The sequence below is a fragment of the Citricoccus sp. NPDC079358 genome (assembly GCF_040702545.1).
Taxonomy (GTDB): Bacteria; Actinomycetota; Actinomycetes; order Actinomycetales; family Micrococcaceae; genus Citricoccus.
Genome location: NZ_JBFBLI010000002.1, coordinates 158,420 through 171,729, shown reverse-complemented (window position 1 = coordinate 171,729; position 13,310 = coordinate 158,420). Strand labels below are relative to the sequence as shown.

Below are 13,310 nucleotides of genomic sequence, written 5' to 3'. Positions count from 1 at the left end.
TGCCGGCAGATGCGCTGACGGAAACAACGGGACGGAAACTACGGGGCGGAAACAACGAGGCGGTTCGTGGTGTTATTGCTGTCATGAGCGATACCCCCCTTACTTCCTCCCCCGCCGACCAGCCGGAGCATGCGCCGACGTCCCCGGATCCCACCGCCCGGGACCGAACGGACGCCGAATGGCGTGAGCGGCTCAGCCCCGAGGAGTTCCAGGTCCTCCGCCAGGCCGGCACCGAACGGCCCTTCACGGGCGAGTACTGGGACGCCCAGACCGAGGGCGTCTACGCGTGCCGCGCCTGCGGGACCGAGTTGTTCCGCTCGGAGACGAAGTTCGACGCCAACTGCGGCTGGCCCTCCTTCTTCGCACCCTTGGCCGAAGACCGCGTCGAGTACATCCGGGACACCGCCCTGGGCATGGAGCGCATCGAGGTCCGCTGTGCCAACTGCGGTTCCCACATGGGCCATGTCTTCCAGGGCGAGGGCTTCGACACCCCCACGGACCTTCGCTACTGCATGAACTCCGTCTCCCTGACGCTCCAGCCGAAGGCCGACGCGTGAGGGGCTTCGCCTCGGACAACTACGCGGGGGCCCACCCCGAGGTCTTGACGGCCCTCGGGGTGGCCAACGTGGACCATGAGCCGGCGTACGGGGATGATTCCTGGACCGCGCGGCTCCAGAGCCTGGTCCGCGCCGAGTTCGGCGAGCGGGCGGAGGCCTTCCCGGTGTTCAACGGCACGGGCGCCAACGTGCTGGCCCTGCAGGCCCTGCTCCCGCCGTGGGGTGCGGTGATCTGCGCCGAGTCGGCCCACATCCACCAGGACGAGGGTGGCGCCCCGGAGCGCATCGCCCACACGAAGCTCTACACGGTGCCCACGGCGGACGGGAAGCTCACGCCCGAGCTGATCGACCGCCAGGCCCACGGGATCGGTTTCGTGCACCGGGCCCAGCCGGCCGTCGTTGAGATCGCCCAGCTCACGGAGCTCGGCACGGTCTACACGGCGGACGAGGTCCGTGCCGTCACGGATCACGCCCACGCCCTGGGGATGTCCGTCTACATGGACGGGGCACGGCTGGCGAACGCCGCGGCAGCCCTCGGGTCCTCCCTGCGCTCCTTCACGGCGGACGCCGGGGTGGACGTGGTGTCCTTCGGCGGCACCAAGAACGGTGCCCTGGGTGCCGAGATGGTGGTGGTGCTGAATCCCGACGCCGTCCGGTCCGGTCCCGGGGGACGGCGCGACGAGGGTGCGGGGCAGGCGGTGGGCTACCTGCGCAAGTCATCCATGCAGCTGGCCTCCAAGATGCGCTTCGTCTCCGCCCAGCTGGTCGCCCTGCTCACCGACGAGCTGTGGCTGCGCTCGGCCCGGCATGCGAACGCCATGGCCGCCCGGCTCGCCGCCAGCGCCGGCGCGCTGGACGGGGTGACCCTCACCCAGACACCCCAGGCGAACCAGGTCCTGGCCGTCCTGGATCCCACGGTCGCGGCCGCCGTGCAGGCCGACTATCCCTTCTACGACTGGGACGTCCCGCGCAACGAGGTGCGCTGGATGACCTCCTGGGACACGACCGAACAGGACGTCGACGGGTTCGTGTCCGCACTGTCCGCGGCCCTCTCCGCGGGGCGCGTGTAGCCGTCCACGGCGCGCCGCCCCAGGATCCAGCGGGAGCGGCTTTAACCTGGGTTGCGTGACTGCCCTTGGCCACCGCCCCGCAGAGATGCGACGCCTCCCCGGAGAGTTCCGTGAGGCGTTGTCAGGGTTGCGCCGCGCTCGGCACCGGCAAGAGATCACCCTGGATGAGATTCCCGCCCCGGGACGCCTCGCCCCCTTCGCCGTGGCCTTGGCCGCCGAGGTCCACGACCCGGCGGAGGAGGGCCGGCCCGAGCTGGCCACGGGCCGCTTCGTCCTGTTGCACGATCCCGCCGGTTCCCCGGTGTGGAAGGGCACGTTCCGGGTGGTGACCTACATCCGGGCCTCCCTGGAGTCCGACCTCGGCAACGACCCCATGGTCGGAGCCGTGGCCTGGACCTGGCTGGTGGAGGCCCTCGAGACCCATCGGGCCCGGTACACGGAGGCCGGCGGGACCGCCACCCGGGTGCTGTCCGAGAGCTTCGGCGGCCTGGCGACCCGTCCGGACACCATCGACATCGAATTGCGCGCCTCCTGGACCCCCGAGGGCCCGGACAGCACCGATCATCTGGAGGCGTGGGCGGACATGGTCTGTGCCTTCGCCGGGCTGCCGCCGGTGCCGGACGGTGTCACACCCTTGCCGCGCATCAGGAGGAACTGACATCACTGCGGACACCAGCGCCACCCCGGACGAGGACCTGGCCGAGGCCACCGACCCCGAACCGCCCCGGCTCCTCACCGAGCCGGCCGGCGGCATCCCCTTCGTCACGAACTCCCGGCAGGAGCTGGAGCGGTGTGCTCGGCTCCTGAAGGCCGGCACCGGGCCCGTGGCCGTGGACGCCGAGCGGGCCTCCGGCTTCCGCTACGGCCAGCGCGCGTTCCTGGTCCAGATCAAGCGCGAGGGCGCCGGGATCTGGCTCATCGATCCAGAGGCGTTCGACGACCTGCAGATCATCCAGGAGTCCCTCAGCGGGGTCGAGTGGATCCTGCACGCGGCCAGTCAGGACTTGCCCTGCCTCTCCGAGCTGGGGATGTGGCCGGACCGGTTGTTCGACACCGAGCTGGCCGGACGCCTGCTCGGGCTTCCCCGCGTGGGGCTCGCCTCCGTCCTGGAGCAGCTCCTCGGCGTCACCCTGGCCAAGGAACACTCCGCGGCGGACTGGTCCAAGCGGCCGCTGCCGGAGGACTGGATGCGGTATGCCGCCCTGGACGTGGAACTCCTGGTCGAGCTGCGGGCCGCGATGGTCGCGATGCTGACCGAGGCCGGCAAGCTGGACTGGGCGAACCAGGAATTCGAGGCGATCCGCAAGGCTCCGCTGGCCGGCCCGCGCAAGGATCCCTGGCGCCGCACCTCGGGCATGCACCGGCTGCGCAAACCGGAGCAGCTCGCCGTGGTGCGGGAACTCTGGGAGACCCGGGAGGCCCTGGGCCAGAACCGGGATGTGGCCCCCGGCCGCCTGATCCCGGACGCCGCGATCGTGGCCGCCGCCGCCAGTCAGCCGACCACCGTGCCCGCCCTGTTGAAGACCCAGGGCTTCCACGGACGTGCCGCCGCCAAGGAGGGCCCCCGCTGGGTTCGGGCCATCCAGGCCGGGCAGGCGGCCGCGCAGACCAAGGCTGGCCTGCCCCCGCTGCACCTGCCGAATGACGGCCCGCCCCCGCCGCGCGCCTGGCGGGATCGCAATCCGCTGGCCGACCGCCGGCTGAAGACCGCGAAGGCCTGGGTCGGCAATCGGGCCGACGAGCTGCAGCTGCCCACGGAGAATCTGCTGACGCCGGATACCCTGCGGCGGCTGTGCTGGACTCCTCCGGAGACGATCGACCTGGACTCGGTTTCGGCCGCCCTGGCCGGGCTCGGCGCCCGTCCGTGGCAGGTCACGGCCGTGGCACCGATCGTGACGGTGGCGCTACTGGATCCCGACCCCGCCTGAAACTCAGTCCCCTATTCGCTGGTCACGAGTTCCGATACGATGGCAAAACGCCCGTCCCTCCCACTCAGGAGCAGCATGTCCCAGCCAGTCGCCCCGACGTCCACCACTGACGCGAGCGGAGACCGGTTCGCCCCGTACCGCGGCCTCGCCGCGCGATTCCCGGACGAGATCCTCACGCGGGCCACGGTGACGGACGTCGACCTCCCCGACGGCGCCGGCACCCTGGCGCTCCTGGTCCTGGACAATGACGCCGGCCCCCGGCGCCCCACGACCCTGGGCCCAAATTCCCTGATCGGGATCGGCCAGGTGCTCGAGGCCCAAGCCGAACGTGCACACCGCGGCGAGATCACCGCCGTCGCCGTCACGGGCAAGGCCGGTTTCCTGGTCGCCGGTGCGGACTTGGGGGCCGTCAACCGGCTCACCGACCCGCAGGACGGCGTGCTGCTGGGCCGGCTCGGGCACGAGGTCTACAACGGCCTGTCCGACTTCCCGGTGCCCTCCTTCGCGTTCATCAACGGTGTGGCGCTCGGCGGTGGTCTGGAGATCGCTCTGGCGGCCAACTACCGCACCGTCTCCTCCGCCGCGAAGGGCTTGGGCCTGCCGGAGGCCTTCATCGGCCTGATCCCCGGCTGGGGTGGCGTGTGGAAGACCCCGCGGCTCACCGGCCCGAAGGACGCCCTGACGGTGATGATCAAGAACCCGCTGGCGAACAATCGCAACATCGACGGCCGCACCGCCCACCGCATCGGCCTGGCGGACGCGATCTTCAATCCGGCCGCCGATCCCGCCGACACCGCCGTCTTCATCGAGGCCTCCGCGGCCTGGGCGGCCCGGATCCTGACCGGGGACGCCGAGACCGTGGCCGCACTGGAGCAGCAGCGGGACCGCGACCACTCAGACCGGGCCTGGGACGAGGCCATCGCCGAAGGCCTGGCGATCGTGGCCGCCAAGACCGGCGGCTACGTGCCCGCACCGGCGAAGGTCATGGAGCTCTTCGCCGCCGGTCGGCACTGGTCCCGGGAGGAATCGGCCTCCGCGGAGGCCGACGCCCTGGGCGAGCTGATGCTGACCCCGGAGTTCGCCCACACCGTCTATGCCTTCCTGGACGTGGTCCAGAAACGCTCCAAGCAGCCGGCCGGCGCGCCCTCCCCCGAGCTGGCCCGTCCGGTCCGGAAGGTCGGCGTGGTGGGTGCCGGCCTCATGGCCGGCCAGCTGGCGCTGGTCTTCGCGCAGAGGCTGAACGTCCCCGTGGTCATGACGGACATGGACCAGGCCCGCGTGGACCGCGGTGTGGACCACGTGCACGGGCAGGTGGACACGCTGGTGGCCCGGGGCAAGCTGCCCGCCAGCCAAGGGGAGACGCTGAAGTCCCTGGTGACCGGATCCGTCTCCAAGGACGTCTATGCCGATGCCGACCTGGTGATCGAGGCCGTCTTCGAGGAGATGGGGGTCAAGAAGGCGGTGCTGGCCGAGGTCGAGGCCGTCGTCACCCCCGAGTGCATCCTGGCCACCAACACCTCCTCCCTGTCCGTGACCGAGATGGCCTCCGGGCTGGAGCATCCCGAGCGGCTGGTCGGCTTCCACTTCTTCAACCCGGTGGCCGTGATGCCCCTAGTGGAGATCGTGCGTGGGCCGGCCACCACGGACCCGGTGCTGGCCACGGCCTTCGCCACCGCCCGCGGCCTGGGCAAGACCGCCGTGCTCGTCCGGGACGCCGCGGCCTTCGTGGTCAACCGCATCCTGCTGCGGATGATGGGCGAGGTCCAGCACTCCTTCGACCAGGGCACGGAGGCCACGGTGGCGGACCACGCCCTGGACCCAATGGCCCTGCCGATGACCCCGTTCACCCTGCTGTCCATGGTGGGCATCCCGGTGGCCCAGCACGTCACCGAGTCCCTCAACGCCGCCTTCGGGGACGAGCGGTTCCCGGTCTCGACCAACCTGCAGTCACTCATCGACGCCGGCATCACGTCCCTGTGGGCGACGGAGGACGGCGGCCGGAAGGTCATCCCCGCCGAGACCCGGGCGGTCCTGCAGTTCGGCGACTCCCCCGAGACCGCCGAGCAGCTGCTGGTCCGGGTCCAGGACGCCCTGGCCCAGGAGATCGGCCTCATGCTGGACGAGGGGGTCGTGGCGGATGCCGAGGACATCGACCTCTGCATGATCCTCGGCGCCGGCTGGCCCATGCACCTGGGCGGCATCACGCCGTACCTCGATCAGGTGGGGGCCTCCGAGCGGGTCAACGGCCGCCGGTTCCACGCCTGACGGGCTGCCCGGGGGATCACCGGGGCAGCCGGACGACAGCCGTCATCCGACACCGCCTCGACGCTGCTCGCGGTCCGGCCGGGAACGGCGGATAATGGCAGGATGACTTCCGCTCCCCACTCCTCCACCGGATCCGCCGGACTGCAGGACCAGCACGACGCCGGCGCCCCCTGCGGCGGTTGCGACCCCTCCGGTTCGTCCCGACGGGCGTTCCTGGAACGCGGCGCGCTGCTCGGCGCGGTGGGGGTGGCCGGCACCGTCGGACTGACGGCGTGCACGGACGAGATCCGCGCCGAGGACAATGCCCCCTCGCACCACGTGGGCGGCTCCCCGACCCCGGCTGTCGACCTGGCAGACCTGCCGGTCGGCGGGATGACCAGCGTCAGGGTTGAGGGCCGGACCCTGTTGATCAGCCGTCCGGCGGAGGACGAGGTGCATGCCTTCTCGGCCGTCTGCACGCACCAGGGCTGCACCGTGGCTCCCGCCACCGAGAACGGCGAGGAGGTCTTCGCCTGCCCCTGCCACGGTTCGCACTTCGACGTGACCACCGGAGTCCCCTACGGCGGACCCGCCCAGAAGCCGCTGACCGAATACACCGCCACCGTGGACGGTGACCAGGTCCTCGTGACCCTGTAGACCGCGCCGGTGCAGGTGACGCTGGTGTACCTGACGCCGGAGGGTTATTTCCCCGCGTTCGGGCGCCGAGGCGGGTTGACGATGATCTCGCGGCTGTTGGGGTCCCAGGACGGCTGCTCGGCCGTGCGCCGCGGGTAGTAGTAGAACCGCCACCACAGCCACACCGCCGGCCCCAGCACGGGCAGCAGAAACATCAGGAAGGCCCACGGGATGCGCCGCCCCGGGTCCAGGGGTGAGTGGGACAGGGAGACGAGGGACCACACCAGCATCCCGACTACGGCGATGACCACGATCCAGAGCAGGATCTCCACGGCGTTGAGACTGAAAGTCTGCCCGGCGGCGCCCGCGAGACCAACTCCCAGGAGAGCGGATCCCACTAGAACAGGGCGATCTTCGGGGCGGCCGGGAAGATCTCGTCCAGCTCGGCCCGCTCGGCGGCCGTGGGCACCCAGCGGATGGCTTCGGCGTTCTGGCGGACCTGCTCCGGCCGGGTGGCCCCGGCGATCACGGAGGTGACCGGCTCCTGGGCGGCCAGCCAGGAGAAGGCCAGGTCCACCTCGGACAGCCCCCGGTCCCGGGCGAAGTCACCGTACCGCGCGAGCTGGTCCAGGTCCGCGTCCGAGACCAGGTGCTGGCGGCTGTGCGTCAGCCTCGAGCCCTCGGGCGCCCGGCCGGAGGAGTACTTGCCCGTGAGCAGGCCATTGGCCAGCGGGAAGTACGGCAGCACGCCGAGCCCGAAGGCCCTCGCCGCGGGCAGGACCTCGAGCTCGGCGCGGCGGTCCAGCAGGTTGTAGTGGTTCTGGGCGGAGATGAACGTCTCGGTCCCGAGCTCGCGGGCCACAAACTCGGCCTCGGCAATCTGCCACCCGGCCCGGTTGGAATGACCGATGTAGCGCACCTTGCCCGAGCGCAGCAGGTCGTCCAGGGCGGAGAGGGTCTCCTCGATCGGCGTGGCGTCATCCGGGGTGTGGAACTGGTAGAGGTCGATCCAGTCCGTGCCCAGCCGCCGCAGTGAGGCCTCCACGGCCTTGACGATGTACCGGCGTGAGCCGCGGGCCTCGAAGTCGTTGCCGTTGACGCCGCCCATGTCCATGCCGAACTTGGTGGCCAGGACGATCTCCTCGCGCCGGGCGCCCAGGGCCCGGCCCAGCCGCTCCTCACTCAGGCCGGGGCTCGCCCCGTAGGTGTCCGCCACGTCGAACAACGTCACCCCGGCGTCCAGGGCCGCGTGCACGACCGCGTCCGTCCCCTCCTGGCTCTCCGTCACGGTGCCGGGGCGGCCGAGGTTGTTGCACCCCAGCCCGACGACGGAGACGGACAGGCCGGAGCGCCCGAGACGGCGGTGTTCCATGGGATTCAATCCTTCGAGTGGTGGGGTCGGCCGGCCACGGCGAGAGGGCCGCAGCAGCTCCGATTCAGCGGGACCGTCAGCGGGAGGTGGTGACGCGAGAGGGCTGGACGCCCGCGAACTTGGCGGCGGCCGGGATCTCGGCAGTCGCCTTGCGCGGGTGCGGTGTGGCCACGTCCAAGACGACGCGGCCGGACTCCGAGCGTTCTTCTACGACCTCACCCAGGCCGCGCCAGGCCAGTTGATTCGTGATCTCACCGCGCAGCTTGGCCACCAGGGCGGTCTCCACGGCCGTCGGCTCCGCGCCCTTCAGCCGGTAGGACACCTCGACGTGCTTCAGCTCCTCCGCCGGGAGCACGGCGAAGCCGTCCTCCGCGCACTGCGCGGCGAAGCCGGCGAGCAGCTGCTCACCGGTGGCGTCGTCCGCGACCTGCTCGGCCGACGTCGTGCCCGTGCTGCCGATCCGGCCGTGGTGGACCACGACCTCCCCGCTGCCGGGCTCGAACCACGCCTCGCGGTAGTCCAGGCGCTGCTGGCCGTCCTGCTCGGACCGCCGGTAGGTACGCACAATGCTCAAGACTTGCCCTCCGTTGACGGGATCTGACCCGTGTTGTCATTCGTGCCGCCGGTGTCCCCGGCCGCCCGGACCTGGCTCATCTGGCCCGTCAGTGGCCGCGCGAACGGCACCTTCGTGCCGAGGACCTGGGCCACCGTGTCCTGGGCGATCCGCCGCGCCGTCAGGCCGGTGCGCTCGAGCACCTGGTCCCGGGAGGCGTGGGCCAGGAACTCCACCGGCAGGCCGACCTCGTTGAGCGCCGTGTCCACGCCGCGGGCGCGCATTTCCTGACGGATCCGCGAGCCGACGCCGCCGGCCTTCACCCCGTCCTCGATGCAGACGACGATCCGATGGCGGGAGGCCATCTCGATCACGGATTCCTGCACCGGCAGCACCCACCGCGGGTCGATGACGGTGGCGGAGATCCCCTGGTCGGCCAGCCGGGCGGCCACATCCAAGCCGAGCTCGGCCATGGTCCCGACGGCGACGATCAACACGTCGCGTTCGGCCCCCGGCTCCTCGGAGGCTCCTCCGAGGCGGACCAGCACGTCCACGCCGTCCGCGAGCCGCTCCAGCGCGGCGATCTCCGGCCCCACGGACCCCTTCGAGAACCGCACGACCGTGGGTGCGTCCTCCACGGACACGGCCTCACGCAGTTCCTCCCGGAGCCGCTGGGCGTCCCGGGGCGCGGCGATGCGCAGGGTGGGAACGGACTGCAGCAGGGCCAGGTCCCACATGCCGTGGTGGCTGGGCCCGTCCGGCCCGGTGACGCCGGCCCGGTCCAGGACGAACGTGACCCCGGCCCGGTGCAGTCCGACGTCCATCAGGACCTGGTCGAAGGCGCGGTTGAGGAAGGTGGCGTACACGGCGACCACGGGATGCAGCCCGCCGAAGGCCATGCCGGCGGCCGAGGTGACGGCGTGCTGCTCGGCGATCCCGACGTCGTAGACGCGCTGCGGATGCCTCTCGGCCATGAGCCCCAGGCCGACGGGGATCTTCATGGCCGCGGTGATGGCCACGATGTCCTCGCGCTCGTCCGCGATCGCGCAGATCTCCTGGCCGAACACGGACGTCCAGGAGGGACCGGAGCTGGAGGCCACGGGTTCGCCCGTCTCCGGGTCGATCTTGCCGATGGCGTGGAACTGGTCGTCCTCGTGGGCCACCGCCGGGGCATAGCCATGCCCCTTCTCGGTCATGGCATGCACGATCACGGGGCCGGCATAGTTCTTGGCGTCCGCCAGCGCCTCCTCGAGCTCGGCCTGGTCGTGTCCGTTGATGGGACCGATGTATTTCATCCCCAGGTCCTCGAACAGGCCTTGGGGAGCCCACCAGTCCTTGATGCCCTTCTTCGTGGCATGCAGGGACTTGTACATGAACCGCCCGGCCGTCCCGGAAGTCTGCAGCCGGGACTTCCAGAAGTCGAGGGTGTCCTCGTAGGTGCGGTGGGTGCGGAGCTTGTCCAGGAAGGCCCGGCGCAGCCCCGAGAGCTGGTTGGCGAGCCCCCCGACGGTGGGCGCGTAGGAGCGCCCGTTGTCATTGACCACGATCACGACGCGCCGGTCCCGATCCGCGGCGATGTTGTTGATGGCCTCCCAGGCCATCCCGCCCGTCAGGGCGCCATCACCGATCACGGCAACCACGGAACGGTCCCCGTCCCCGCGCAGCGCCCAGGCCCGGGAGATCCCGTCCGCCCAGGACAGGGACGAGGAGGCGTGGGAGGACTCCACCACGTCATGCACGGACTCGCCGCGGTCCCCGTAGCCGGAGAGTCCGCCCTCCTGGCGCAGCGTGGAGAAGTCCTGGCGACCGGTGACGAGCTTGTGCACGTAGGACTGGTGCCCGGTGTCAAAGATCACGGCGTCCCGGGGAGAGTCGAAGACCCGATGGATTGCCAGGGTCAGCTCGACCACACCGAGGTTGGGGCCGAGGTGACCGCCGGTGCGGGAGACGGTGGCGATGAGGAAGCTGCGGATCTCCTCGGCCAACTGCCGCAGCTGACCACCGGTCAGACGGGTGAGGTCCTGCGGGGTATGGATTGTTTCGAGAAGGCCCACGGGCAAGCGGTCCTTTCGTCCGGGGAGGGAATATCACAACAACTCCCACCAGAATACCGCGCGGCGGGGACCACCAGAGGACGAAGGGCCGGACCCCCACACGGGGGTCCGGCCCTTCGGTCCGCTTACCGCCGGTCCCCCGGTGCGGGGATCCGGCGGACGATCACTTGGTCGCGATCTGGCGCAGCACGTACTGCAGGATGCCACCGTTGCGGTAGTAGTCGGCCTCACCGGGGGTGTCGATGCGGACGACCGCGTCGAACTCGGTGACCTTGCCGTTCTCATGCGTGGCGGTGACCTTGACGGTCTTCGGGGTGGTGCCCTCGTTCAGGGCGGTCACGCCGGAGATGGCGAAGGTCTCGGTGCCGTCCAGGCCCAGGGTGTCCGCGGACTCGCCCTCGGGGAACTGCAGCGGCAGCACGCCCATGCCGATCAGGTTCGAGCGGTGGATGCGCTCGAAGGACTGGGTGATGACGGCCTTGACGCCCAGCAGTGCGGTGCCCTTGGCGGCCCAGTCGCGGGACGAGCCGGAACCGTACTCCTTGCCGGCCAGGACGACCAGCGGGGTGCCGGCGGCCTGGTAGTTCTCGGCGGCGTCGTAGACGTACGCCTGCGGGGCGCCGTCCTGGGTGAAGTCGCGGGTGAAGCCGCCCTCCACGCCGTCCAGGAGCTGGTTCTTGATGCGGATGTTCGCGAACGTGCCGCGGATCATCACCTCGTGGTTGCCACGGCGGGAGCCGTAGGAGTTGAAGTCCTTGCGCTCCACACCGTTCTCCAGCAGGTACTTTCCGGCCGGGGTGTCCGACTTGAAGGAGCCGGCCGGGGAGATGTGGTCGGTGGTCACGGAGTCGCCGAGCTTGAGCAGCACCCGGGCGCCCTCGATGTCCTGGACCGGCTCCGGCTGGGCCTGCATGCCCTCGAAGTACGGGGGCTTGCGGACGTAGGTCGACTCGGAGTCCCACGCGAAGGTGTCGCCCTCCGGCGTATCCAGCGCCTTCCAACGGTGGTCGCCGTCGAAGATGGTGCCGTACTCGCGGGTGAACATCTCGGTGTCGATCGAGCGGTCGATGATCTGCTGGACCTCGGTCGGGTCCGGCCAGATGTCCTTCAGGAACACGTCCTGGCCTTCGGCATCCTGGCCCAGGGGCTGGTTGTCGAAGTCGAAGTCCATGGTGCCGGCCAGGGCGTAGGCGACCACCAGCGGCGGCGAGGCCAGGTAGTTCATCTTGACGTCCGGGTTGATGCGGCCCTCGAAGTTGCGGTTGCCCGAGAGCACCGAGGTCACGGACAGGTCGTTGTCCTGGATGGCCTGCGAGACCTCGGACTCCAGCGGACCGGAGTTGCCGATGCAGGTGGTGCAGCCGTAGCCCACGATGTGGAAGCCCAGGGCGTTCAGCGAGGGGATCAGGCCGGACTTCTCATAGTACTCGGTGACGACCCGGGAGCCGGGGGCCACGGAGGTCTTCACCCAGGGCTTCGACGCGAGGCCCTTCTCCACGGCGTTGCGGGCCAGCACGGCGGCGGCCATCATCACCGAGGGGTTGGAGGTGTTGGTGCAGGAGGTGATGGAGGCAATCGAGACGGCGCCGTGGTCCAGCTGGAACTCACGGCCGTCCTCCATGGCCACGTCCACCGACTTGGACGGACGGCCGGAACCGACCTCGTCCTCCGTGGCGTAGTTGTGGATGTCCTTGCGGAACTGGTCCTTGGCGTCGGTCAGCTGGATGCGGTCCTGCGGGCGCTTCGGGCCGGAGATCGAGGGCACCACGGTGCCCAGGTCCAGCTCGAGGTACTCGGAGTACTGCACCTCATCGTCCGCATTGTGCCAGAGGCCCTGTTCCTTGGTGTAGGCCTCGACGAGGGCGATGTTCTCCTCGGAGCGGCCGGTCAGACGCAGGTAGTCCAGGGTGATCTGGTCGATCGGGAACATGGCGGCGGTGGAGCCGAACTCCGGGGACATGTTGCCGATGGTGGCGCGGTTGGCCAGCGGCACGGAGCCGACGCCTTCACCGTAGAACTCGACGAACTTGCCGACCACGCCATGCTGGCGCAGCATCTCGGTGATGGTCAGCACCACATCGGTGGCGGTGGCTCCGGCCGGGATGGAGCCGGTCAGCTTGAAGCCGACGACGCGCGGGATGAGCATGGAGACCGGCTGGCCGAGCATCGCTGCCTCGGCCTCGATGCCACCCACACCCCAGCCCAGCACACCCAGGCCGTTGACCATGGTGGTGTGGGAGTCGGTGCCGACACAGGAGTCCGGGTAGGCACGGAGGACACCGTCCACCTCGCGGGTCATGACGGTGCGGGCCAGGTTCTCGATGTTGACCTGGTGGACGATGCCCATGCCAGGGGGGACGACCTTGAAGTCGTTGAAGGCGGTCTGGCCCCACCGCAGGAACTGGTACCGCTCACCGTTGCGCTGGTACTCGATGTCCATGTTGCGCTCGATGGCCTGGTCGTTGCCGAAGGAGTCGATCTGCACGGAGTGATCGATGACGAGTTCGGCCGGGGCCAGCGGGTTCACGCGGTTGGCGTCGCCGCCGAGGTCCTTGATGGCCTCACGCATGGTCGCCAGGTCCACGACGCAGGGCACACCGGTGAAGTCCTGCATGAGAACGCGTGCGGGGGTGAACTGGATCTCGGTGTCAGGCTGCGCCTGGGGATCCCAGGACGCCAGCGCCTGCACCTGTTCGGCGGTCACATTGGCCCCGTCCTCGGTGCGGAGCAGGTTCTCCAGCAGGACCTTCAAGGAATAGGGGAGCTTCTGTGCACCCTCCACCTTGTTGAGCCGGAAAATCTCGTATTCGGCGCCATTGACGTCCAGGACGCCCTTGGAGCCGAAGCTGTCAACAGTAGTCACGGAGGACTCCTCTTCCCGCCCTGGATCAGGGCG

Annotated in this window: 11 protein-coding genes; 6 read left to right on the top strand and 5 right to left on the bottom strand. The window is 70.0% G+C overall.

Features of this window, described 5'->3' with window-relative positions; genetic code table 11:
- The first annotated feature begins 83 nt into the window (after positions 1-83).
- The 6 genes from msrB to AB0333_RS03160 all read left to right on the top strand — a co-directional run bounded on the left by msrB (position 84) and on the right by AB0333_RS03160 (position 6,456).
- The gene (gene msrB / locus AB0333_RS03185; RefSeq protein WP_366217310.1) at positions 84-557 is read left to right on the top strand and encodes a peptide-methionine (R)-S-oxide reductase MsrB; all 474 of its coding nucleotides are present in this window, start codon (positions 84-86) and stop codon (positions 555-557) included.
- Positions 554-1,627: a beta-eliminating lyase-related protein gene (locus tag AB0333_RS03180; protein ID WP_366217309.1), complete on the top strand. Its 1,074-nt coding sequence runs from the start codon at positions 554-556 to the stop codon at positions 1,625-1,627. The genes msrB and AB0333_RS03180 overlap by 4 nt, the downstream gene beginning before the upstream one ends.
- An 85-nt stretch (positions 1,628-1,712) precedes the next feature.
- A complete protein-coding gene (locus tag AB0333_RS03175) occupies positions 1,713-2,285 on the top strand; it encodes a DUF3000 domain-containing protein (protein WP_366217561.1) in 573 nt (190 codons plus the stop codon).
- Between the two features lie 37 nt (positions 2,286-2,322).
- The gene (locus AB0333_RS03170; protein ID WP_366217560.1) at positions 2,323-3,555 is read left to right on the top strand and encodes an HRDC domain-containing protein; all 1,233 of its coding nucleotides are present in this window, start codon (positions 2,323-2,325) and stop codon (positions 3,553-3,555) included.
- Positions 3,556-3,630: 75 nt separating this feature from the next.
- Positions 3,631-5,820: a 3-hydroxyacyl-CoA dehydrogenase NAD-binding domain-containing protein gene (locus AB0333_RS03165; RefSeq protein WP_366217308.1), complete on the top strand. Its 2,190-nt coding sequence runs from the start codon at positions 3,631-3,633 to the stop codon at positions 5,818-5,820.
- A 102-nt stretch (positions 5,821-5,922) separates the two neighbouring features.
- A complete protein-coding gene (locus AB0333_RS03160) occupies positions 5,923-6,456 on the top strand; it encodes a Rieske (2Fe-2S) protein (protein WP_366217307.1) in 534 nt (177 codons plus the stop codon).
- 44 nt (positions 6,457-6,500) lie between these two features.
- Here the strand turns inward: AB0333_RS03160 and AB0333_RS03155 are convergent, their stop codons facing one another.
- The 5 genes from AB0333_RS03155 to acnA form a co-directional block, all read right to left on the bottom strand.
- The gene (locus AB0333_RS03155) at positions 6,501-6,767 is read right to left on the bottom strand and encodes a PLDc N-terminal domain-containing protein (RefSeq protein WP_366217306.1); all 267 of its coding nucleotides are present in this window, start codon (positions 6,765-6,767) and stop codon (positions 6,501-6,503) included.
- A 65-nt stretch (positions 6,768-6,832) separates the two neighbouring features.
- Positions 6,833-7,807: an aldo/keto reductase gene (locus AB0333_RS03150; RefSeq protein WP_366217305.1), complete on the bottom strand. Its 975-nt coding sequence runs from the start codon at positions 7,805-7,807 to the stop codon at positions 6,833-6,835.
- A gap of 76 nt (positions 7,808-7,883) precedes the next feature.
- Positions 7,884-8,372 (bottom strand): hypothetical protein, encoded by a 489-nt coding sequence (locus tag AB0333_RS03145; protein WP_245952443.1) that lies wholly within the window; start codon positions 8,370-8,372, stop codon positions 7,884-7,886.
- A gap of 5 nt (positions 8,373-8,377) precedes the next feature.
- A complete protein-coding gene (gene dxs / locus AB0333_RS03140) occupies positions 8,378-10,414 on the bottom strand; it encodes a 1-deoxy-D-xylulose-5-phosphate synthase (RefSeq protein WP_366217304.1) in 2,037 nt (678 codons plus the stop codon).
- Between the two features lie 163 nt (positions 10,415-10,577).
- Positions 10,578-13,277 carry an aconitate hydratase AcnA gene (gene acnA, locus AB0333_RS03135; protein WP_366217303.1) on the bottom strand — a complete coding sequence of 900 codons (2,700 nt, stop codon included), beginning with the start codon at positions 13,275-13,277 and terminating at the stop codon, positions 10,578-10,580.
- Between the last annotated feature and the right edge of the window lie 33 nt (positions 13,278-13,310).